Origin of the sequence: uncultured Thiohalocapsa sp., assembly GCF_913063425.1 — a bacterium.
In the GTDB taxonomy this organism is placed as follows: Bacteria; Pseudomonadota; Gammaproteobacteria; order Chromatiales; family Chromatiaceae; genus Thiohalocapsa.
Map to the genome: position 1 here is coordinate 13,102 of NZ_CAJXYK010000049.1, position 21,517 is coordinate 34,618.

Annotated in this window: 25 protein-coding genes; 13 read left to right on the top strand and 12 right to left on the bottom strand. The window is 70.3% G+C overall.

All coding sequences use genetic code 11. The annotated features are described in order from the left end of the window. Positions 1-48: 48 nt before the first annotated feature. Positions 49-543 carry a low molecular weight protein-tyrosine-phosphatase gene (locus tag QZ607_RS20845; RefSeq protein WP_295886677.1) on the bottom strand — a complete coding sequence of 165 codons (495 nt, stop codon included), beginning with the start codon at positions 541-543 and terminating at the stop codon, positions 49-51. A 103-nt stretch (positions 544-646) separates the two neighbouring features. On the opposite strand from QZ607_RS20845, the gene QZ607_RS20850 reads away from it, so the two are divergent. The 11 genes from QZ607_RS20850 to QZ607_RS20900 all read left to right on the top strand — a co-directional run bounded on the left by QZ607_RS20850 (position 647) and on the right by QZ607_RS20900 (position 7,598). Beyond that, positions 647-1,678, top strand: coding sequence for a tyrosine-type recombinase/integrase (locus tag QZ607_RS20850; protein ID WP_295886681.1), 1,032 nt, complete (start codon positions 647-649; stop codon positions 1,676-1,678). Between the two features lie 3 nt (positions 1,679-1,681). After that, entirely contained in the window at positions 1,682-2,203 is a 522-nt protein-coding gene (locus QZ607_RS20855; RefSeq protein ID WP_295886686.1) for a hypothetical protein, read from the top strand. 49 nt (positions 2,204-2,252) lie between these two features. Next, positions 2,253-2,531 carry a helix-turn-helix domain-containing protein gene (locus QZ607_RS20860; protein ID WP_295886688.1) on the top strand — a complete coding sequence of 93 codons (279 nt, stop codon included), beginning with the start codon at positions 2,253-2,255 and terminating at the stop codon, positions 2,529-2,531. 12 nt (positions 2,532-2,543) lie between these two features. Further along, positions 2,544-2,765 (top strand): hypothetical protein, encoded by a 222-nt coding sequence (locus tag QZ607_RS20865; protein WP_295886691.1) that lies wholly within the window; start codon positions 2,544-2,546, stop codon positions 2,763-2,765. Further along, positions 2,762-4,372, top strand: coding sequence for a hypothetical protein (locus tag QZ607_RS20870; protein WP_295886692.1), 1,611 nt, complete (start codon positions 2,762-2,764; stop codon positions 4,370-4,372). Before QZ607_RS20865 ends, QZ607_RS20870 begins: the two co-directional genes overlap by 4 nt. Positions 4,373-4,593: 221 nt before the next feature. Beyond that, positions 4,594-5,181, top strand: a complete 588-nt coding sequence (locus QZ607_RS20875) for a hypothetical protein (RefSeq protein WP_295886694.1) — start codon at positions 4,594-4,596, stop codon at positions 5,179-5,181. Further along, the gene (locus QZ607_RS20880; RefSeq protein WP_295886697.1) at positions 5,178-5,450 is read left to right on the top strand and encodes a hypothetical protein; all 273 of its coding nucleotides are present in this window, start codon (positions 5,178-5,180) and stop codon (positions 5,448-5,450) included. The genes QZ607_RS20875 and QZ607_RS20880 overlap by 4 nt, the downstream gene beginning before the upstream one ends. Then, entirely contained in the window at positions 5,447-5,860 is a 414-nt protein-coding gene (locus tag QZ607_RS20885; protein WP_295886700.1) for a hypothetical protein, read from the top strand. The genes QZ607_RS20880 and QZ607_RS20885 overlap by 4 nt, the downstream gene beginning before the upstream one ends. Before the next feature lie 37 nt (positions 5,861-5,897). Continuing rightward, positions 5,898-6,146: a hypothetical protein gene (locus tag QZ607_RS20890; protein WP_295886703.1), complete on the top strand. Its 249-nt coding sequence runs from the start codon at positions 5,898-5,900 to the stop codon at positions 6,144-6,146. After that, on the top strand, positions 6,146-7,306 hold the full coding sequence (locus QZ607_RS20895; protein WP_295886705.1) for a hypothetical protein: 1,161 nt from the start codon (positions 6,146-6,148) through the stop codon (positions 7,304-7,306). Before QZ607_RS20890 ends, QZ607_RS20895 begins: the two co-directional genes overlap by 1 nt. A 124-nt stretch (positions 7,307-7,430) precedes the next feature. Next, positions 7,431-7,598: a hypothetical protein gene (locus QZ607_RS20900; RefSeq protein WP_295886707.1), complete on the top strand. Its 168-nt coding sequence runs from the start codon at positions 7,431-7,433 to the stop codon at positions 7,596-7,598. Positions 7,599-8,672: 1,074 nt separating this feature from the next. Here the strand turns inward: QZ607_RS20900 and QZ607_RS20905 are convergent. Both QZ607_RS20905 and QZ607_RS20910 read right to left on the bottom strand, forming a co-directional pair. Then, entirely contained in the window at positions 8,673-9,110 is a 438-nt protein-coding gene (locus tag QZ607_RS20905) for a hypothetical protein (RefSeq protein ID WP_295886710.1), read from the bottom strand. Between the two features lie 320 nt (positions 9,111-9,430). Next, positions 9,431-9,664 carry a hypothetical protein gene (locus QZ607_RS20910; protein WP_295886712.1) on the bottom strand — a complete coding sequence of 78 codons (234 nt, stop codon included), beginning with the start codon at positions 9,662-9,664 and terminating at the stop codon, positions 9,431-9,433. A gap of 117 nt (positions 9,665-9,781) precedes the next feature. On the opposite strand from QZ607_RS20910, the gene QZ607_RS20915 reads away from it, so the two are divergent. Further along, positions 9,782-10,057 carry a hypothetical protein gene (locus QZ607_RS20915; RefSeq protein WP_295886715.1) on the top strand — a complete coding sequence of 92 codons (276 nt, stop codon included), beginning with the start codon at positions 9,782-9,784 and terminating at the stop codon, positions 10,055-10,057. Positions 10,058-10,115: 58 nt separating this feature from the next. Here QZ607_RS20915 and kdsB read toward each other — a convergent pair whose 3' ends face one another. The 6 genes from kdsB to QZ607_RS20945 all read right to left on the bottom strand — a co-directional run bounded on the left by kdsB (position 10,116) and on the right by QZ607_RS20945 (position 17,459). Continuing rightward, the gene (gene kdsB, locus QZ607_RS20920) at positions 10,116-10,889 is read right to left on the bottom strand and encodes a 3-deoxy-manno-octulosonate cytidylyltransferase (RefSeq protein ID WP_295886719.1); all 774 of its coding nucleotides are present in this window, start codon (positions 10,887-10,889) and stop codon (positions 10,116-10,118) included. A gap of 84 nt (positions 10,890-10,973) precedes the next feature. Beyond that, complete coding sequence (gene lpxK, locus QZ607_RS20925) at positions 10,974-12,014, bottom strand: tetraacyldisaccharide 4'-kinase (RefSeq protein ID WP_295886721.1); 1,041 nt, start codon at positions 12,012-12,014, stop codon at positions 10,974-10,976. Positions 12,015-12,037: 23 nt separating this feature from the next. After that, positions 12,038-13,855 carry a lipid A export permease/ATP-binding protein MsbA gene (gene msbA / locus QZ607_RS20930; RefSeq protein ID WP_295886724.1) on the bottom strand — a complete coding sequence of 606 codons (1,818 nt, stop codon included), beginning with the start codon at positions 13,853-13,855 and terminating at the stop codon, positions 12,038-12,040. Continuing rightward, positions 13,852-14,340: a biopolymer transporter ExbD gene (locus QZ607_RS20935; protein ID WP_295886728.1), complete on the bottom strand. Its 489-nt coding sequence runs from the start codon at positions 14,338-14,340 to the stop codon at positions 13,852-13,854. The genes msbA and QZ607_RS20935 overlap by 4 nt, the downstream gene beginning before the upstream one ends. Next, positions 14,337-14,936: a MotA/TolQ/ExbB proton channel family protein gene (locus QZ607_RS20940; RefSeq protein WP_295886774.1), complete on the bottom strand. Its 600-nt coding sequence runs from the start codon at positions 14,934-14,936 to the stop codon at positions 14,337-14,339. The genes QZ607_RS20935 and QZ607_RS20940 overlap by 4 nt, the downstream gene beginning before the upstream one ends. Before the next feature lie 117 nt (positions 14,937-15,053). Beyond that, positions 15,054-17,459, bottom strand: a complete 2,406-nt coding sequence (locus QZ607_RS20945) for a DNA internalization-related competence protein ComEC/Rec2 (RefSeq protein WP_295886731.1) — start codon at positions 17,457-17,459, stop codon at positions 15,054-15,056. Between the two features lie 178 nt (positions 17,460-17,637). Between QZ607_RS20945 and QZ607_RS20950 the strand changes: the two genes are divergently transcribed. Beyond that, positions 17,638-18,183, top strand: coding sequence for a DUF2062 domain-containing protein (locus tag QZ607_RS20950; RefSeq protein ID WP_295886733.1), 546 nt, complete (start codon positions 17,638-17,640; stop codon positions 18,181-18,183). Here QZ607_RS20950 and lolD read toward each other — a convergent pair. The 3 genes from lolD to QZ607_RS20965 form a co-directional block, all read right to left on the bottom strand. Continuing rightward, positions 18,135-18,872, bottom strand: coding sequence for a lipoprotein-releasing ABC transporter ATP-binding protein LolD (gene lolD, locus QZ607_RS20955; RefSeq protein WP_295886735.1), 738 nt, complete (start codon positions 18,870-18,872; stop codon positions 18,135-18,137). The two genes, QZ607_RS20950 and lolD, sit on opposite strands and share 49 nt — an antisense overlap. Beyond that, positions 18,865-20,160, bottom strand: a complete 1,296-nt coding sequence (locus QZ607_RS20960; RefSeq protein ID WP_295886737.1) for a lipoprotein-releasing ABC transporter permease subunit — start codon at positions 20,158-20,160, stop codon at positions 18,865-18,867. The genes lolD and QZ607_RS20960 overlap by 8 nt, the downstream gene beginning before the upstream one ends. A gap of 223 nt (positions 20,161-20,383) precedes the next feature. Then, on the bottom strand, positions 20,384-21,487 hold the full coding sequence (locus QZ607_RS20965) for a hypothetical protein (protein ID WP_295886739.1): 1,104 nt from the start codon (positions 21,485-21,487) through the stop codon (positions 20,384-20,386). Positions 21,488-21,517 lie beyond the last annotated feature (30 nt).

Here is a 21,517-nt window from a genome sequence, read left to right on the forward strand (position 1 = left end):
ACCGGCGCTGCATGCCACCCCCGCGGGCGCCCCAGTCAGAGATGGCGGTCAGAGATGGCGGCGGCGGATCGCGTCCAGCAGACCGGCGGCCGCCTCCTCCACCATATCGAACACCGCCTCGAAGCCGCCGGTGGCGCCGTAGTACGGGTCCGGCACCTCGCGCATGCGCGCCTGCGGGGCATAGTCCATCAACAAGGCCAGGCGCTTCTCCAGGCCCCGGCCAGGCGGACAGATGGCGGACAGCGCATGGTAGTTGTCCTGATCCATGGCGAGCACGTAGTCGTACAGCTCGAAGTCCTCAGCGGTGGCGCGCCGTGCACGCAGATCCGCAAGGTCGATGCCGCGGCGCAGGGCCGTCTCCCGCGCCCGCGCATCCGGCGGCTCGCCGACGTGGTAGGCGTGGGTGCCCGCGGAGTCGATCTCGATGTACTCCACCAGACCCGCCTCCTCCACCAACTTGCGGAATACCCCCTGGGCCGTCGGCGATCGGCAGATATTGCCCATGCAAACAAATAGCACTTTCACACGTTTCTGATCGTTCATAACTGTCTGTTCTGTATCGGTTTGCTGTGCATCCCTGTTCGCCTGTGTTTGTGTGTGTATACTCTAGTGAGGCACACAAAGACACACACAAACAGGGGCACACATGAACGAATCGGATGCTAGGGCGTTGCGGTGGGACGGTAAAGACCGGATGGTGTCTGCCGGCGACGGGCTGTTCCTCAACGTGCGCCGCCGGTCCAAGACTTGGATCACCCGGCGCCGCATCGGCGGCAAGATGCGGGTTCGGACCTTGGGCACCTACCCCGCCATGAAGGCCAAGGAAGCGCGCGCGCTGGCGTTGCAGGAAGCGGTACAGGCCGCCCCGAGCAACCGCACGGTGCGAGACCTCGCCGAAGATTGGTTCTCGCAGGTTGTCGCGGTGGAGCATAAGCGCCCCGAGCTTGCCCGCGGGTATCTCGACCGGGCCATTCTCCCGGACCTTGGCGCCCGTCGGGTTGCAGAGCTGACGCCCGCCGACATCGCCGCGAGCATCGGCGGATACCGGGCCAGAGGCCCGCGCTCGGCTGATTCCCTGCGATCCGTTTATGTCGGGCTCCTGACATATGCCGTCGAGACCGGCGTTCGCGCCGACAACCCCGCCAAGGCCCTGACGCGTCGTGTTGCAGGCTACCGCCCCGCCGCCCGCGAGCGCGTGTTGACCGATGACGAGCTGCGCCGCGCCTGGCACTGCGGCCACCACAACGCGCGCATGCTGCGGTTCCTGCTGTTGACCGGGTTGCGCATCAGCGAGGCGCAGAAAGGCCACCAGGACGGGCGCCGCTGGCACGTGCCCGCGCAGTTCTCCAAGAACGGCAAGCCGCATTGGGTCCACCTGTCCGACAGCGCCCTTGCACAACTGCCGCTGCCCGTCTCGACACCGACCAACATTCAAGCCTGGCTTCGGCGCTGGTGCGCTCGCGAGGGGATCGCGCCGCCCTTCACGCCCCACGACTGCCGCCGCACGGCCGCAACCAGGATGGCCGGCGCTGGCGTTGACCCGTTCATTGTCGAGCGCACCCTGAACCACACCCTGCAAGGCGTGATGGCCGTTTACAACCGCAACGAGTATGAAGCCGAGCGGATCGCGGCGGCTGATGCCTTGGAGCGGGCTTTGCTTTCGGTAAAGGAGGACTGACGAATGACTGGCCTTCCTGAACTTCCTCCCGGAATGCGTTGGGACGTGGTTTTGCATGATGACGACGGTAACTTTCCCGATCCTGATCTGAAACAGTACATGACGAGTCTCATTGATCGGTATCGCAACGGTGATAACTTTGCCCTCTTACAGGCTATCAGCCTGGCCTTGTCAAGGAACGCGGGATGCCTGCTCCCCGATGACATGCTCGGACAGTTTCGCTCGGGACTCGCCATGTACGACTGCGGGAACGCGCGAACGCTGGATGAAGCTTTCAACGTGGCTCGCCCGAAAGGATGGCATCAACAGACACACAAAGATTGGCAGCGGAGCCAACAGGTTTTCATTTGGGTACAACAAGCACGATTGGGCTCTAAGAGCATCAATGAAGCAATCTTGAAGGTTGCAAAGAGAATAGGGTTCTGCAAAACCAAGACAGAGGAGATGTACTACTCCTGGAAGAAGGTCGTCGATGCTGCTCGCCGTTCCCGGAAAAAAACAAAAATTACGGGAATACAGGATTAAGCGACCAAGCTAATCTGTAACCGTCGTTCACAACTGTCGGTTACAGCAGATGCCATCCAAACCCGCGACCCCCGAAACCGCCAACGCCCCCGACACGAGCGCGCCCGGCGGGATCGACCATCCCCCGGCTGAATTCCCCGCCCGCAAGGCATACCCCGTCGAGGAAGCCCGCGGGCTTCTCGGCGGCATCTCCCGGAAATCCATCTATGACCTGATCAATGCTGGTGAGCTGCGCTCGGTACTGATCGCAGGCCGCCGGTTGATCCCGGCAGACGCCATCGATGAGCTTATCCGTTCCGCTGGGCAACAGCCCCCGCGTGCGGCATAGGGAGGCGCACCGATGAACGACCTAGACCGCATCGACACCCTGCGCACCGTCGCCGACGAGGTGCGAGCCCTGGCTATGCTGCTGAGCAACAGCGGCACCCAAACACCATTGCCCCGGGGGCTCAGCAGCCTGTTGGACCGCATCGCCGACACCTGCGACGCCGCCGCCGAATCCGGGCCGCAGATCGAGCTTCGAGACGACACCGACCAGGCCGTCACCAGGACCGGCCCGTGACGGAACCGACACCGCTGCCGCCCGGCCCGAGCCGCATCGCGAAGCAGGCCGCCGCCCGCGATGCAGCCGAGCCGCCACCGGGGACCATCGTATGCACCCCGGGATACCTGGACGATGCAGTGCAGGCCGTCGGCCGTGCGCTCGCCGCGTCAGCGTCCGCGCTGGGTCTGTATCAGCATGGCGATACCCTGACCCGCGTTGCCGAAGCCGACGACACCGAGCGCCCCGGCATCAGTCGTGCGCCCGGTTCGCCCGTGCTGCGCCCCGTGGACAACGCATGCCTCGCCGTCTACATCAGCCGAGTGTGCGAGCTGGTGCGATGGGACGGGCGCAAGAACGATTACAGCGCGATCGACCCGCCCCGGCGCGTGGTGGATGGAGTCGCGTCCATCGCAGACCGCTTCGGGTTCCCCGACCTCCGGGGATTCATTTCCGCGCCCATCGTCACGCCTGACGGCCGCGTCATCGCCGCGCCTGGATACGATGAGGCGACCGGGCTCTATCTCGCCGCCGCGCTGCCGCTGCCGCCGACCCCCGACAGCCCCACGAAGTTGGACGCTTCGGCCGCGCTGGACTATCTCGCCGCCGACATACTCGGCACCTTCGCGCAGACATGGGCCACGCCCGCCGACGAGTCGGCCGCCGTCGCCGCCATCCTGACGGTGCTGTTGCGGCGCATCCTGCCGACCGCGCCCATCGTCGCTATCGACGCGACCACGCCCGGGAGCGGAAAGACGTTGCTGGCAGAAGTGTTCGCCACCATCGCCACGAACCGCCCGCCCGCGCTGGTGAGCTTGACCCGCGACGCCGCAGAAACCGAGAAGCGCATTGGCGCGGTGCTGATGGCCGGCGATGCCGTCATCAATCACGACAACCTGTCGTTTCCGCTGCGCTCAGACATCCATTGCCAGATGGCGACCGCCCCCGAGGTTGCGCTTCGCGTGCTGGGCGCATCGCGCGTGACGCGGGTCCCGACCAATGTCGCCACCCTGATCACCGGCAACAACCTGACGCTGCTCGGCGACCTCCCCCGGCGCGTGCTGCGCATCGGGCTTGATCCGCGGTGCGAGCATCCGGAGCGCCGCAGGTTCGACCGTGACGCGGTTGCGCACGCCCGGGCGCATCGCGCCGCAGCCGTCGCCGCCGCCCTGACCTTGGTCCGTGCATACCTGATCGCAGGCGCCCCCGACGTTGGCGTGACGCCCTACGGCAGTTTCGAGCTGTGGGACCGCATGGTCCGCCGCCCCGTTGTCTGGGCTGGATTCCCCGACCCCCTGGACGCGGCGGCTGACCTGTCGTCACAGGATCACGAGTTGACCGCCGTCGCTGACCTGTTGGCGGCATGGCATGACCAGTATGGGGACCGGCCGATGACTGCGCCGGAAGTCATCCGCGATGCCGAGGCGCAGTTGATGACGGGGCAGACGCGACACCAGGCCCTCGCAGATGCCATCCAAGAGGCCACCGGGCACCGACAGACCGACGCCCGCGCGCTCGGCAACCTGCTCCGAGGCTATGCCGGTCGCTGGCTGGACGGCCGCCGCGTCGTCAAGGGCAAGAAGTCAAGAGCCGGCATGAGCTGGGCCGTCGAAGTGAACCGAGTGTGACTGTGTGACTCTAGCGAACGTATTTCTCCCTACGCATAGAAAGTGTCAATGCAAAAAAATATAGGTAGTGGGGAACCGACTCGCGAGAGTCTACACAGTCACACGCCGCCGTGACTGCGGGTCCTTCCGACCCACCGACCATGCGATGCACCGAGTCGCGATTGTTTCCTAGCGTGAAACTGAATCTGAAACGTTAAGGCGAAAGAAAACGGGTCGCAGTCGTGACAGATACCGAGAACTATTCGCAACAAGAGCTGTTGCCCGATCCGGCCCGGAAGATCGGCACCAAGGCCGAGTACGCCCGGCACCGCGGCTGCGCCCCGTCGGCAGTGACCCGCGCGCTGAAGGAAGGACGTATCTCCACCGTCATCATCAACGGCCGCGAGATGGTGGACTTCGAGGCCAGCGACCGCCGATGGGCCACCCTGACCAGGCCCAAGGCCGACGCGCCGACCGGGCCGCAGCAGCGCCCCGACCGCAGCGAAGAAGAACCCGAAGGGGACAAGTACAAGGCCGCCAAGACGCGCGAGGCCGAAGCGTCGGCTGCGCTGCGGGAGCTGGAGCTTCAGCGCCGCCGTGGTGAGCTGGTGCCCCTGGCAGACGTGGTGCAGGACCTGACGACCGCCGTCGGCATCATCCTCAACGCCTGGCACGGACTGCCGGCTCGCATGGCCCCGGTTCTGGCGGATCAACCGCAGGACCGCATACATGCACTGCTCGCCGAAGCCGTCACCGACATTCAGGCCGCGACGCATGCCGCGCTGGAGAAGGCCGTTCGCGAGTCTCAGGCAGAGCCCCAAGCCGAATGACCGCGCGGCAGTGCACGCCCGATACCGAGCGCACCGCCCGGGAGCTTACCCAGGCAGTGCGGCAGGCGTTGGGGCTGCACCGCGAGCTCGCCGTGCTGGTGTCCATCGAGCTGTGGCGGACGATGGCAGGCCGGACAGTGCCACCGTTCGACCAGGCCGCCGCGATCCGGGCTGCGCTCGCCGCAGATGTGACGCCCGAGCGCGCCGCCGAACACTTCGGGCTGCCGGTCCCGGTATTGATGGCCATCGCGAAGCGCGCGCGCCAATGAGCCTCGAGCGCATCCACCAAGCCGCAGAGGCCCTCGCAGGCTCCGAGCTTGGCGAGTATCTCGCCGACGTTGCCGCGCGCCTGGACGCGGGCTTGGACCCCGCCATCGCCTTGGAGCTGAAAGGCCCTGCCGCCATGCGCCGCCGGGACCGGCTGTTGTCTCAAGCCGCGCACCTGGCAGCGCCGGATGAATCCCTGTGGCAGCGAGCCGCCGCCTTGGCCGCGTTGATCCGCCGCCGCGAGCGCCGCACAAGCCGGCCGCTGTCGGGCGCCGAGCGATTGATCGAGGCCGCCGCGCGATCCGGCACGCTGCCGCGGTCCCGCCGCCGCCTGTATGACCTGCTGTGTGCGCAGCACCAGGAAGCGCCCGCTGAAATCGAGCCTGCTGCGGTTGCAGCGCACGCCGCCTAGAGTACTCGCCACGATCAACCCACACAGCGCAGGACCCATGTCCACCATCGTTCCCGCCCCCGCCGACGCGTTGTCAGGCTGGATTCTCACGCCCGGCCGCGCCCCGGTCCCGACCGTTGCGGTTGCCTTCGAGATCGACGGCGGCAACGCGACCCCGATCTATTACCCGCCGCTGCCACGCGGCGCCAAGTTCGCGCGCGCCCTCCCCAATGGTGGCGTGGAGCTGGACGGGCAGACCTTCGTCAACATCGAAAGCTGCGCTGCTGCACAGCGGGAGGCCGCGTGATGTACCAAATCAACCGCCCTGCCCCCGGCGACGCGCCGCGCGCCCGCGATGTGCGAGACAGCATGGACGCCATGCGCCTTCCCGAGCCCGACCGACGCGAGATCGCGCGCGATGCCATCGTTGCAGGCGCAACGGGCCGCACCGCCGGGGCGCATCCCTTCGCGCAAGCGTTCAGCGACGCGGGCGCCGCGCGCCTGCTGGCCCTGCTGGAAGGCGTAGACCTGTCCCTCGCCGACGAGCCGACGCGCCGCGTCGAGGACCTGCCCGCACACGTTCGCAGCGACGCTGCCCCGCTGGTGGCAGAACTGAACCGCGCGCGCGATTCGGCGGTGAGCGTGAAGCGCCGCGCCTTCGGTTCCGCGCAGTTGATCGACGTGGTACAGGCCGCCGCACAGGCCATCGCGCAGGCCGACAACGCCCCGACCGGCGAACATGACGCATTCATGCGGACCTTCGAGCTTGCGGACTTCCGAGCCTCACGCGCGCCGCGGATCGAGCCCGGCGACCTCGCCGACGTGACCGGCTCCATGCGCGCAGTCCCGCAGTGGGAATTCGAGCTGGCCGGGGAAATGGTGTCGTTGCAGACCAGCGGCGCCACTGCCGCGTTCACCCGACAGGCCATCGTCAACGGCCAGTGGTTTGAGCTGGCCGCCATCGTCCGCGAGCTGGCCGCCGCTGCGCAACGCGCCGAGCGGGAGGGATTCATCCGGTTGCTGAACGACAACCCGCAACTGTTCGATGGGGCGCCGATGTTCGACGCGAGCCGCAACAACGTCGTCACCGCTGGTGCGAGCTTCGCCGCAACCCTGCAGGCTGCCGCACAGGCCCTGCGGGACCTCAAGAGCGCAGTCGGCGCCGCGCTGCAACCGGCACCGCGCGCCCTCGCACTGCCCGCGACCCATGAGCTTGACGGCAGCGTCCGCGAGATCGCAGACCGCGCCAAGCTGGCCTTGCTGTTCGACTCACGGTTGACCGCCGGGTATCTGTTCCCCGACCCCGAGCGCCGGCCCGTTGTCGGGCTCGGACTGCTTGACGGCGAGCGCCGGTATGAAGTGCGCATCAAGCCCGACTTTCACGCCGACGCCTGGCAGACGCGCATCCTCCACCACCACAAGGTTTGCCCGCTGTCGCCGCACGCGGTGCGCTTCGAGCTGCCGTGATGCTTCCCGCGGTCATGTCGGCATGGACCGCCGGCATGCGTGATGCCGGCGCCCCACGGTCCGCAACGGGGCTTGCCCGCGCTGGCTTCGGCTGCCGCGGGCTTTCTGATTGATGGAGCCCCCCATGCTAGCCGCCCGGCAATCTCTGAACCTGCTTGCCCGCGCCAACCTTCGCGCCAAGCGCGCCGCCGCCATCGGCGCCCACCAGGCGAGACGCTACCGCCGCCGACTGCCGCCGCCGGAAGGCCCGCGACCCGCAGACGAAGCAGGCCCGCCCGCCCGGCACAACTGAGCGCCGCGCGCGCCGCCGTCCGGCGCTGCCCTCCCGATGGAGTTTCCCCGCTGGCCAGCGCCCCAGGGAGCGCCCCGAGCGCCGACACCGGCCCGGAGCTGGTGCACCGGCTCGGCACCGCCCCGAGCGGCACCCCGTCGGCACCGTCGAGGCCCTCGCCATGCGCCCCCGCGCCCGGGAGCCGGTACCAGGCCCGGGCACCGTGCCCCAGGGCACCCGGCACCACCTGAGCGAGCCGCACGCGCCGCCGCCCGGCGCTGCCCTCGCGATGGACCTTCCCCGCTGGCCAGCGCCCCAGGGAGCGCCCCGAGCGCCGACACCGGCCCGGGGCTGGTGCGCCGGCTCGGCACCGGCGAGCCGGCGACCTCGCACCCGGTCGGGAAGGTCCCGAGGGGCACCCGGTCGGCACCGTCGAGGCCCTCGCCATGCGCCGCGGCGCCCGGGAGCCGGCACCAGGCCCGGGCACCGTGCCCCAGGGCACCCGGCGCCGCCTGAGCGAGCCGCACGCGCCGCCGCCCGGCGCTGCCCTCCCGATGGACCTTCCCCGCTGGCCAGCGCCCCAGGGAGCGCCCCGAGCGCCGACACCGGCCCGGAGCTGGCGCACCGGCTCCGCACCGGCTCGGCATCAGCGAGCGGGCGCCCTCGCACCCGGTCGGCACCGCCCCGAGCGGCACCCCGTCGGCAAGGTGGCGACCGGCACCCCGTCGGCACCGTCGAGGCCCTCGCCACGCGCCGCAGCGCCCGGGAGTCGGCACTAGGCCCGGGCACTGTGCCCAGGGCATCCGGTACCGTCTGAGCGGGCCGCACGCGCCGCCGATGGTGCTGTGTGCCTGTCTGTGTGCCTGCGGTTATGCCGAATCTATGCGGCACACAGAACGGCACACAAGGCAAATAAAACGCTTTACAATCAGTGCCTTATGACGATTCGGCAATATTGCCCATGCAGACGAACAGGACTTTGACCTTGGCGGTTTGCGTCATGCCTACTCTCTTCGTCGATACCGGATGGCAGCCTTCCGCGAATTTTAGCACCGGGCCGGACCTGCCACCCTCAATGGCGGCGTGGCCGGGCCCTCAGGGCTCGCGCAGCCGCCCGAAGGGCTGGCGCTCCTGGCGCATGCGCCGTTGCAGGCGCTGGCGCTCCAGCGCCCGGTGACTCGGCATACCGGCCTCGCGCCGCGGCATGGTCGGCGGCCGTGTGACGCCCGGGTGGTCCGCTGCCGGGTCGAGGCCCCGCTCCCGGTGCTCGTCCAGGCGCCGGTCCAGGCGCTGGGCACGATCCAGGCGCTGATCCAGCACACGCAGGTCGTTGCGCTGGCGCCGCTCCACGGCAGAGAGCTCACGGGATTCGCGCAGGTCGAGGGGGCCGGCCCGCTCGCGGTAGGTCCGCTGGTCCCGCTCCAGCTGGAGCCAGCCCGCGGCGCCGGTGCGCTCGTCGGCCACCGCCGCCCTGGGCAGAGCCGCTGCCAGGCAAAGCGCCAGGCCACAGCTGAGCCCGAGCACCAGGCGCAAATCGCCTCCCTGCGCGGACCATCGGCGCCGGGGCGCACCCATTCGGTGCAAAACCGAGCCCGCAGGGTAAGTATTCGACCATCCGGGCCCGGCCCGGGCCGCCGTCAACCGCGCCATCAGCGCATCATCGAGTGCTGATACGTGCAGCGGCGCGGTTTTGCAAAAGTTGGCATCACACATGCTTGTTAAGGGCCAGAGGCGGAAATTCCCTCTCTGCCGTTTCCGTCCTCTGACCTCCTCAGTGGTGAATTGGCCCCGCGACCCCGCGGGGCTTTTTTTTGGCAAGTCGTCCACTGCGCACGCGGCCGACCCACCCAGGCTCAGTTCCTGCCGGTGGCAGCCACCTCTAAGCCCGGCGCCGCCCCAAGTTGGCGCTTGACCGCGCAGAGCGCCATGGCCCGGACGATGCCGTCGCGATATTGCTCGGGGAAACCGTCCGGCAGGCGCAGCTGCAGCCTTGCCATCGAGCGCTCCGGGGGCTTGCCGTCGCCGTCCCACTCCATGGACAGCCCGAGCCCGGTGGTATCGATGTTCCGGAACTGGCAAAAGTTCAACGCAAACGCAGGAGACAGGGCATCCGGCCGGCGTGCTGCGACAGGGTGCCAAAGGCGGCGAGCCGCCCTCATCTTGTGGTCACTGCAACAGACTTGGCCCAACCATGCAAACCAGCCATGCAAACCAGCCATGAGCTCCTGACCCAACTGCGCACCCATCTGGGGCGTCGCTGCCTGCACGCGGGCCGTCACTGGCGGCTCGTGGAGGTCTTGGCGGCGGACGGCCGCCTGGTGCTGGAAAGCCAAGAGGCGGAGCCGCCCATTCAGCCGGATCAGTACGGCAACGCCGCCTTTCGAGCCCCGGAGCACATCGAGCTGCCGCTGTTCACGGCAGAGGGCGAGCCGACCACGGAGCTCACAGGTCTGCTCCGGAGCCTGGACGGCGGCGGCTGAAGCCGATCTCATCCGCAGCTCACTCGACGCGGCAACGGGCAGGTCCGCGCACAAACGCTCAGCCGGCCGCAGCCCCGAGCCAACGCAGCGCAGCCTGCACGTCATCGGCCGTGTCCACGCCCGGGCCCGGCACGGTGCGCGCCTCCACCACCTGCACGCGCTCGCCGTGCCAGAGCACGCGCAACTGCTCCAGGGACTCGGCGATCTCCAGCGGCGACGGCGCCCAGCCCACGATGCGCCCGAGGAAGGCGGCGCGGTAGGCATAGAGGCCGATGTGACGCAGGAAGGTCGTATGCCTGGGCAGATGCGCCCGAGTGCCCAGGAACTCGTCCCGATGCCAGGGCACCGGCGCCCGGGAGAAGTAGAGCGCAGCCCCATCGGCGGCGGTGACCACCTTCACCACGTGCGGGTCGAACAGCTCCGCCGCCTCGGTGATGGGGGTCGCCAGGGTTGCCATCGGCACGTCTCCAGCCGCGGCCAAGGCCGCCGCCACCTGGTCGATGTCCTCGGGCGGCATGCAGGGCTCGTCGCCCTGGAGGTTGACGACGATGCTGTCCGCCGCCCAGCCGCGGGTGGCGACGACCTCTGCGATGCGCTCCGTGCCGCTCTGGTGGGCGCCCGCCGTGAGCTCGGCGTCGGCGCCGATCTCGCGACAGTGTGCGAGCACCCGCTCGTCGTCGGTGGCGACGACGACCTCGGTGGCGGCGCTGGCCCGGGCCTGCTCCCAGACGCGGGCCAGCAGGGTCTTGCCACCGATGTCCAGGAGCGGCTTGCCCGGCAGGCGACGGGCGCCGTAGCGGGCGGGAATAACGACGCGAAAGCTGTTCTGCATGGCATTGGCTCCGTGGCAGATGTCTGCCCTGGGTTGTGTTCGCACGCCCGCCGGGCGCTGGTGCGGCCCGCTTGCGGGCAGGTTTCAGGCTGGTGCGGCCAGGATGCCGCGCGCCGCGAGCAGGCGGTCCAGGTCGGCGACGAAGACCGGCGCCGGGATGGCCGACACCGGCACCGCCCAGAGCTCGGGCCGACGGGCGCCGCCCGAGACGGACAGCCGGCGGCACTTCACCGCATCCTTCTCGGTCATCAGCACCGGACCCAAGCCCCAGTCCGCGACGTCGGCCGGCGTGAACCGATGGTGGTCCGGATAGGGCCGGGCGTCCACCGAGAGTCCCACGGCTTCGAGCATCCGGAAGAACCGCCCGGGGTTACCGATGCCGGCCACGGCCACCAGCCGCGCCCCGGCGAAGGCGGCCAGGGGACGCGTGCGGGCCGGCTGCGTCAGGCTCACGGCAGCGGCGGGTGCGAGCGTCAGGGCCGCAACCCCGGGCCGTCCGCCGCCGGTGGCGATGGCGAGGTCCGTGCGCGCGGCACGGCGTACCGGCTCGCGCAGGGGCCCGGCCGGCAGGCAGCGGCGGTTGCCGTGACCGCGCTCGCCGTCCACCACCAGGATCTCGCAGCACCGGCGCAGGCGATAGTGCTGCAGCCCGTCGTCGGTGATCACCAGGTCGCAGCCGTGCTGCACCAGCGCGCGGCATGCAGCCACCCGGTCGCGGCCTACGACCACCGGGACCCGGGCGTCCGCGGCGAGCAGCACCGGCTCATCGCCGTAGACGGCCGGATCCGCATCCGGGGGAACGAGATGTGCCGGCCCGGACCGCGCAGATACATCGGCGCCGTAGCCGCGGGCGGCGATGCCGGGGCGCAGCCCGCGCTCGAGCAGATGACCCGCCAGCCAGCGCACCAGCGGCGTCTTGCCGGTGCCACCAACGCTCAGATTGCCGACGACGATCACCGGCACGCCGGCGTCGAAGCTCGCGAGCCAGCCGCGCGCATAGGCCGCCGCGCGCAGCTCGGACACGGCGCAGTAGAGCCAGCCGAGCGGCGCCAGGAGCGCCGACAGGCCGCGGGCGGCAGGCCCGCGGCCGTACCAGATGGCGGTGGGGCTCAGACTTTGACTCAAGGGCTGCGGGGGCGCCGGCCCGCTCAGGCGCCGGGCCCTTCAGCGGCGGGCGCGTCAGCGACGGACGCATCGGTTGGCGCTGCGTGCAGCTGAGCCCGCTGGAGGCGCGCGTAATGCCCACCGGCCGCGAGCAGCTGCCGATGACTGCCCTGCTCCAGGATGCGCCCCTGCTCCAGCACCACCACCCGGTCCACGTGCTCGATGGTGGACAGGCGATGGGCGATCACCAGCGTGGTGCGGTTCGCCATCAGCGCCGCCAGGGCCTGCTGAATGTGGCGCTCCGCCTCGGTGTCCAGGGCCGAGGTGGCCTCGTCGAGGATCAGGATGGGCGCGTCCTTGAGCATGGCCCGGGCGATGGCCAGGCGCTGGCGCTGGCCGCCCGAGAGCAGCACGCCGCGGTCCCCCACCAGGGTGTCGAAGCCCTCGGGCAGCGCCCGAATGAACTCGAGCGCATGGGCGGCCTCGGCGGCGCGCTCGATGTGCGCCCGGCCGGCACCGGCGGTGGTGCCGTAGGCGATGTTGTCGGCGATGCTTGCGTTGAAGAGCACGATGTCCTGGGTCACCAGTGAGATCTGCGCCCGCAGGCTCGCCAGAGTCACGGCGCGGTGGTCGATGCCATCCACCAGGATCTGCCCTTCGCTGGGGTCGTAGAAGCGCGGCAGCAGGCTCACCAGCGTGGACTTGCCGCTGCCGGAGCGGCCCACCAGGGCCACGCTCTCGCCGGCGGCGATGTGCAGATCGAGGCCGTGCAGCACCGGGCCCTTGGTGGCGTCATACACATGGGTCACGCCGCGGAACGCGATCTCGCCCCGCACCCGGTCCAGCACCTGCTTGCCGGTGTCGTGCTCGGTCTCGCTGTCGAGCAGCTCGAACAGGCTGTCGGCGGCGACGATGCCGCGCTGGAGCTGGGAGTTCACCGCGGTGAGGCGCTTCACGGGCGGCAGCATCAGCCCCATGGCCACCACGAAGGACATGAAGGTGCCCACGGTGATGTCCTCGCGCAGGCCCTGCAGCGTGGACAGGTAGACGATGACGCCGATGGCCACCGCGGAGAGCAGCTGCACCACGGGCACGCTGACGGACTCCACGGCGATGATCTTCATCTGCAGGGAGCGGGTCTTCTCGTTGATGGCGGAGAAGGTCTCGGACTCCCGCCGCTCGCCGCCGAAGGCCTTCACCACCCGGTGCCCGTCGATGGCCTCCTGCGCCACGTGCGTGAGCGAGCCCACCCGGTCCTGGATGCGCGAGCCGTACTGACGAAAGCGCCGGGTGGCGTACTTCATGGAGAAGGCCATCACCGGCCCGATGAGCAGGAAGATGGCGGACAGCGCCGCATCCAGGTAGAGCATGTAGGCCAGGAGCGCCAGCGCCGTGAAGCCGTCCCGCACCAGCGTGGTGATGGCGGAGGTCGCCGCGGTGGCGACGTTTTCCACGTTGTAGGTAAGCTTGGCCAGCAGCTGGCCCGTGCCGTGGGCGTCGTAATAGCGCGTCGGTGCCCGCAGCAGGTGGTCAAACATCTCCTGGCGCAGGTCCGCCACCACCCGCCGGCCCACCCACTTGAGGCAATAATTGTTGACGAAGCCCGCGATGCCGCGCACCAGGAACACGGCCACCAGCAGGATGGGCATGAGCCGCACCACGTTCGGGTCCCGCTCCACGAAGCTGCCGTCCAGCAGCGGCTTGATCATGGCCGCGAACACGGGCTCCGTCGCCGCGAACACCAGCATGCCGGCGATGGAGAGCACGAACATGCGCCAATAGGGCTTCACATAGCCCAGCAGACGCTGGTAGACGGCCCGCCCCGAGCCCGTGCCCTCGGCGAGGCTGCCGGCGTCGCTCACGGCCCCGTGTCCGGGCGGCTCGCTGCAAAGGCCACCCGGTGCATCCCGAGCTGCCCCAGGGCGTCCAGCGCCGTCATGACGGCCTGGTGGGGCGTGTTGGCATCGGCCCGAATGAGCACGGGCCTGAGCCCTGGCTGGGCCTCGGATCCGGCCCCATCACCCGCCTCGCCGTCCTCCTCCGCACGCTCCGCCGTGGCCTCCGCCGTCGCCTCCACAAGCGCCCGGCGCAGCGTCTCGGCATCGGTGCCGAGCACCTCCCGCCCGTCCACGTAGAAGCGCCCGGACACATCCACCACCAACTCCAGCAGGTCGATCTCCGCCGCCTGCACCGGCTCACCGTCGGCCTGCGGCAATGTCAGGCGCAGCCGGGCGTCGTCGTTGAAGGTGGTGGACACCATGAAGAAGATGAGCAGCAGAAAGACGACGTCGATGAGCGGCGTCAGGTTGATGTCCGGGGGCTCCCGGCGCCTGGGCCTCAGGTTCACGGCTCACCCCCGTCGCCGGCGGCCTCGCGGGCGCCCTGCATGACCTCGATGAGCCGCAGCGCCTGCTCTTCCATGGCGACGATGAGCTTGTCGACCCGGTTGTCGAAATAGCGGTAGAACATGAGCGTGGGAATCGCCACGGACAGGCCCGAAGCCGTGGTGATGAGCGCCTGGGAGATGCCACCGGCGAGCACGCCCGGATTGCCGACACCCGCCTCCATGATGACGCCGAAGACCTCGATCATGCCGAGCACGGTGCCGAGCAGGCCCAACAACGGCGTCACCGCGGCGATGGTGCCCAGGGTATTGAGATAGCGCTCCAGATCGGCCACCACCTGGCGGCCCGTGTCCTGGATGGCCTCCTTCATGACCTCCCGGGAGTGGAAGCGGTTGACCAGCCCGGCGGCGAGCATCCGCCCCAGCGCCGAGCCCTCGCGGATCTCGGCGATGCGGTCGTCGTTCAGCAGCTGCCGGCGGTGCAGCTGCCAGATGCGGCTCACCAGATCGTCCGGCATGATGGCCGTGCGGCGCAGAGCCCAGAAGCGCTCCAGGACGATGGCCATCGCGACAATGGAGCAGAGCAGGATCGGCCACATCAGCCAACCGCCCGCCTCCAGCAGCTCGAAGACCTGCACACTCAGTTCCACGTTCTCGCACCGCCCCTGCGCCGGCCCCAAAACCCCGGAATCATAGCAGTTCCTCCCAACGCCGGCTCAGGGCGGCAGCGACGTTGGGCGGTGTCGCCAGAGCCGAGGCTCCACCTGGCGGGCACGGCTCGGAGACAGAGGGCCCGGCGTCACCGGCAGCCGCAGCGTGACGGCGCCGTCCACGGCGGTGTCGGCGGTAGCGGCGCCGAGGGTGCGCACGCGCGCCACGACCGCCTCTTTCGGAAAGCCCCAGCGGTTGCCCCAGCCCGCGGAGAACCAGACCCAGCGCGGGGCCACCGCCCGCAGAAACGGCATGGTGCTGGAGCTGTCGCTGCCGTGATGAGCGGCCACCAGCACGTCCGCCCGCAGGCGCTCACCGAGGGTCGCCACCAGCCCGGCCTCGACGCCGGCCTCGATGTCGCCCGTGAGCAGCACGCCGGCACCGCCGGTGGCCACATACAGCACGCAGGACGCATCATTGCCCGACTCGCCCGGACCCGGCGGGTGCAGGATGCGGAAGGTCACCCCGTCCCAGTGCCACTCATCACCGGCGCGGCACGGCTCGGCGCTGACGCCGTTGGGAAGACTGAGCTCCGAAGGCTCACCGCTCAGCACACGGGTCACGTCCAGGTCTGCCAACAGCCCGGCGAGCCCGCCGGCGTGGTCCTGATCGGCATGGCTTACCACCAGCGTGTCGACGCCGCTGATGCCCCGGTGGCGCAGATAGGGCGCCACCACCGCGGACCCGGTGTTGAACCCGCTCGGCCAGCCGGCCCCCAGATCGTAGACCAGCGTCCGCCCAGCGGTGCGCACCACCACGGCGAGCCCCTGCCCCACGTCCAGCATGGTCAGCTCGGCCTCACCCGGCGCCGGTGCCGGCGGCCGTGCCGCCACCAGCGGCACACAGAACACCATACCGAGCCAGCGGGCCGGAATGCCGCGTGGGGCCAGCAGCAGCAGCACGCCGGCAGCGGCGGCGAGCCAGACCCAGGCCGCGCGCCCGCCGAGGGTCATGCCGGCGAGGTCCCAGCCGGCGATCAGGGCCAGCAGCGCATAGCCCGCATCCAGCATTGCGGCAATGGGCCACAGCGCCCAAGCCCAGCCCCCCACAAGGGCCACCACGACAGACACCAGCACCGCCGGCAGCACCAGCCCGAACAGGGGCACCAGCACCAGGTTCACCGGCGGCGCCACCAGCGACGCACGACCGAAGAAGAACAGCAGCAGCGGCAGGAGACCCAGGGCCACCGCCCATTGCGCCCGCCCCCAGCGCACCACCACAAAGGGCGGCGCCAGGCGCTGGCCCAATGCGTACAGCAGCATGGCCACGGCGCCGAAGGACAGCCAGAAGCCGTAGGACAGCACGCTGGAGGGGTCCAGCAGCACAACCGCCAGCAGCGCCACCGCAAGCCCGGAGAGCGGTCGCAGGGTACGCCCCGCCATGGTGGCCACCAGCACCACGGCGAGCATCGCCAGCGCGCGCTGGGTCGATATGGAGAAGCCGGCCAGCGCCGCATAGCCCGCGGCGGCCGCCAGCGCAGCACCGGCCGCCGCCCGCGGCGCCGCGAGCCGCCGGGCGAGGCCCGGCGTCCACGCCCACACCCAGCGTACGCCGAGAAAAACGACGCCGGCCACCAGCCCCACGTGCAGGCCGGAGATGGCGATGAGATGGCTGGTGCCGGTGCGCGAGAAGACCTCCCACTGCGCCGGCGTGAGCCCGCCGCGGTCCCCGAGCACCAGCGCCGGCACCAGGGCCGCCGCGGGGCCGTCCGGCAGCAGGGCCGCCAGCCGGTCGCGCAGCCATTGACGACCGCGCGCGAGTCGGTAGCCGCCCGCGCCGGCGTCAAGCCGGACGGCGGCCGCCGGATCGCGCACATGCCCCGTGGCGCTGATGCCGCGCTGGAAAAGCCAGCGCTCGTAGTCGAACCCACCGGCGTTCACGAAGCCGTGGGGCGGCTTCAGGCGCACCACCAAGCGCCAGCGCTCGCCCGCCGGAAGCGCCGGGCGCTCGTCGTACCAGGAGAGCCGCACCAAGCCGCGGAAGCCTGCCGGCTCGCCGTCGTGGCGCAGGTGCTCGATGCGAAACAGAAAGCGGTGGGCGTAGCCGCGGTCCTCCGGCAGGGAGGCGATGCGGCCCTCGGCCACCAGGGTCTGGCCGGCCAGCCGCTCCGGGAAGGGTGCACAGAGCAGACGGCAGGCATCCGCATAGGCCCAGAGTGCCCCGGCTGCGGTGACTGCCAGCAGCACCAGGGCAGCGCGCAGCCGCGGGCCGCTCGGCACCGCCGCCACCAGGGAGACCAGAGCAGCCGCCGCCAGCAGCCAGGGAAGCCACGCTTCCGGCATACGCGGCAGGAGAAAGAAGCCGCCGCAACCGGCGGCGAATGCGACGGCCATGCGGCTCGGCGTGAGCCTGCGATCAAGGGCCGGCGCAGCGCCTCGTACCTGCTCCAGCATGCCGCCCGCGCCGCGCATGGTGCTGTCTCAGCCCTTGCGGGCGGGCGCGGGCGGGACCAAGTTCAACAGAGCGGTCGGGGCGACGGCGGGGTCTGATCCCGACAGCCGGCAGACGCCGGCCGCCTGCTTCCGGCGCGCCGGCGCTGGCGTATACTCCCCGCGGCGCCGCCCATACACAGGCCCCCGACCCGACACCGTGAGACGCTGGCTCAAGGGTATCCTGCCAGACCCGCACGTGATCCTGGAAAGCCGCTGGATCCGTGTGTTCGGCAGCCTGCTGCAGGACCCGAATCTGTGGCACCTGAATCGCCGCTCGGCCTCCGGGGCGGTGGCCGTCGGCCTGTTCATGATGTACATGCCGCCCTTCGGGCAGGTGTTCATGGCCGCGGCGGCCGCCATCAAGCTGCGCGTCAACCTGCCCATTGCGGCATCCCTGGTGTGGCTCAGCAATCCGCTGACCATCCCCCCCATGTTCTATCTGGCCTATGTCATCGGCGCCCTGCTCACGGGCCAGCCGGTGCGCACCTTCGAGCCGGAATTCTGGCTCGACTGGCACAACTGGCTCGGCGTGCTCGGGCCGCTGATGCTCGGCTGCATCATCTGCGCCTGCTGCGTGGCCGCCATCGGCTATTTCACGGTGCAGTGGCTCTGGCGGCGGAGCCTGCTGCGCGAGATCCGGCGCCGCCGGGAGCGCTACGCCGCGGCCCGGGACAGCACACCGTCGTCCAGCCGCCGGATCTGATCCGCCCGCGCGGCGAGGTCCAGGTCGTGCGTGACGATGACGAAGCTGGTGCCCACCTCTGCGTTCAGCTCCAGCATCAGCTCATAGACGTCGGCCGCCGTGTGCCGGTCCAGGTTGCCGGTGGGCTCGTCCGCCAGCACGCAGTCCGGGCGCGTCACCAGCGCCCGGGCCAGTGCGGCGCGCTGGCGCTCACCGCCGGAGAGCTCCGCCGGCTTGTGTGTGAGCCGGTGATCGAGCCCGACCCGCGCCAGCAGGGCCGCCGCCCGCTCCTGCGCCTCGGCCGGTGGCAGGTGACGGATAAGCAGCGGCATGGCCACGTTCTCGAGCGCCGTGAACTCGGGCAGCAGGTGATGGAACTGGTAGACGAAGCCGAGCCGGCGGTTGCGCAGCAGGCCGCGGTGGCGCTCGGACAGCCGCATGGGGTCCTGCCCGGACCAGAGCACCCGGCCGGTGGAGGGCCGCTCCAGCCCGCCCAGACAATGCAGCAGCGTGCTCTTGCCGGAGCCGGAGGCGCCGACGATGGCGATACGCTCGCCGCGGTGGACGACCAGGTCCACCGCGCGCAGCACCACCACCTCCTGCGGGCCCTGGCGGAAGGTCTTGCCGACACCGCGGGCCTCCAGCACAGGATCGGCGGGCGCAGCCGCCGCCTCCGGGCCGGGTACCGCGCCGGGGGCGAGGTCATTCATACCGCAGCGCCTCCGCCGGGTCCGTGCGTGCGGCGCGCCAGGCCGGATACAGGGTGGCGAGCACCGACATCAGGAAGGCACCGCCGCCGACGCGCAGCACGTCGCCGGCCCGCACGTCCGAGGGCAGCGCGCTGATGTAGTAGATGCTCGGGTCGAGAAAGTGCACGCCGAAGGCGCGCTCGATGCTCGCGACGATGGGCTCCACGTTCCAACCGAGCAGCACGCCGCCGACGACGCCCAACAGGGTGCCGGCGACGCCGATGGTGGTGCCCTGCACCATGAAGATGGCCATCACCCGCCCCGGCGAGGCGCCCAGGGTGCGCAGCACGGCGATGTCCGCGCGCTTGTCCGTCACCACCATCACCAGGGTGGAGACGATGTTGAAGGCCGCCACGGCGACGATGAGGAACAGGATGATGGTCATCATGCGCTTCTCGGTGCGCAGCGCCGCGAAGAAGTTGCGGTGCACCTGGGTCCAGTCCGTGACGCGATAGGCGACGGCGGCGCCCGGCTCGCCGGACTCGGTCTGCCCGGCGGTTGCCTGGGCATTCAGCGCGTAGGCGACCTCGCGGGACACCAGCGGCGCATCGAACATGTCCGCGAGCTTGAGCCGCACGCCCTCGGCGGCCTCCCCGAGCCGCATCAGGAGCGCGGCATCGGCCATATGCATGAAGCCGGCACCGCGGTCGTAATCGGACATGCCCACCTCGAACAGCCCCACCACGCTGAACGCCTTGAGCCTGGGCATGACGCCGACGGGGGTCGCGTTCAGCTGCGGTGTCACCACCGTCACCTTGTCGCCGACGCCGACCCCCAGGACCGCCGCCAGCTCGACACCGAGCACGATGTTGAAGCCGCCGGGCACCAGGTCGTCCACGCTGCCGATGACCATGTCGCGGCGCAGATCGGAGACCGCGTCCTCGCGGTCCGGCACGATGCCCCGCAGCAGCGCCGCATTGGTCCGGCCGGCGTGCATGAGCATGGATTCCAGCTCCACATAGGGCGCCGCGCCCACCACGTCCGGATACGCCTGCACCCGCGCCACCAGCGCCTCCCAGTCTGTGATACCACCGTCCGGGACGCTCAGCGTCGCATGGGAGGCCATGCCGAGGATGCGCTCCTGGATCTCTTTGTGGAAGCCGTTCATCACCGACAACACCACGATGAGCGCCACGATACCGAGCGTGATGCCCAGCATGGAGATGAGGGAGATGAAAGAAATAAAGTGGTTGCGCCGCTTTGCCCGCGTGTAGCGCAGGCCGACGAACAGGGGCAGGGGTCGGAACATGGGCGGGGATTACAGCATGTTCCGCGCACACGGAACAGAGACGGCGACACCGCGCCGGGAAGGTGTGTAGGCGGATGCCGGTTGCGGACGGCGCCCGAGCCCGGTCTCGATGGACCAACAGCCCGCGGCGGCTCACGCCGCCGCCGCGGGCGGATCATCGGCGAATCACCGGCGCCGCTGCGCCGGTTCCGCCTTCAGACTCAGGATCTACTGAGCCTCAGGCCTACTGGCCCGCAGCGGGCGGCGCCGGCACCCGGCCCGGCGCATAACCCGGGTACATGGGCATGGGCGGCGCCCCCCTGGGCATGGGCGGGCGATTGTTGTAGTACTGCTGCCAGCGCTTCTGCGCCTCCTCCATGGCCTGCTTGCGCATGGCATCGTACTGCTCCAGCAGCTCCGCCCGCCGCGCCTGGGCGGCCTGAGCGGCTGCCGCCGCCGACTGGCGAGCCGGCGGCGTCGGCCGCTGCGGCATGGCCATCGCCGGCGGGGTCGTGCCGCGGGACGGGGCGGACCCCGCCGGTGCTGGCGCAGGCGCCTGGGGTGCGGCAGGCTGGGCCTGGGGCTGGGGCTGTGCTGGGCTCGCAATCGTTGGGCTGCTGGGCGCCGGGCTGGTGGGCGCCGGGCTGGTGGGCGCCGGGCTGATGGGCGCCGGGCTGATTGGCTGGGGGGTCGGCGCTGCAGCCTGCTGCTTCTGGGCCGGCTGCTTCGGGGCGGATTGGGCCGGTGCCGCGGCGGGCTCGGTCGCGGCTGTGGACTCGGCCTCGCCCTCCGGGCTTCTCGACTCCTCGCGCATGACCGCCTGGGCGAAGGCCTCGGCCTCGGCCTTGCTCACCTTCTCCGCCTCTGCGTCGCCCTCGGGGGCCGACGCCGTGGCTTCAGCGGGCTCTGGTGCCGCCGCCGTCTCAGGCGCGGCCGGCTCGGGTGCCGGGGGCTGGGCAGGCGTCGGCTCGGGTTGGGGTCTGCTGGGTTGGGAGGGCTGGTGGGAGGGCTGGGCTGCAACCGCCTGCGGCTCCTCCGGCGCGGCCTTCGGCTCGGCGGGCGCCGCCGGTGCAGGCTTGGGCGTCGACGCGGCCGCTGGCGCGCTGTCGGCGGGCGCCTGCGCGGCACTGGCCGCCGTTGCGGTCTCGGTGCCGGCGGCGTCGGATGCCGCGGCCGGCTCCGCCGCCTCTTCCGCCGGCGCCGCAGCCATCGGCGCCTGCGTCATCTGCTCGCTGCGCTCGACGGCGCCGAGGTAGAGGTAGCCGAACAGCAGCACCAAGCCCCAGAGCAGGAGCTTGGGCAGGAAACTGAGCCGGCTGTTGGAAGCTTGTTCGCCTGATTCGGCCATGTCGATCACCTCGTGCTTCGAAATTCAGAC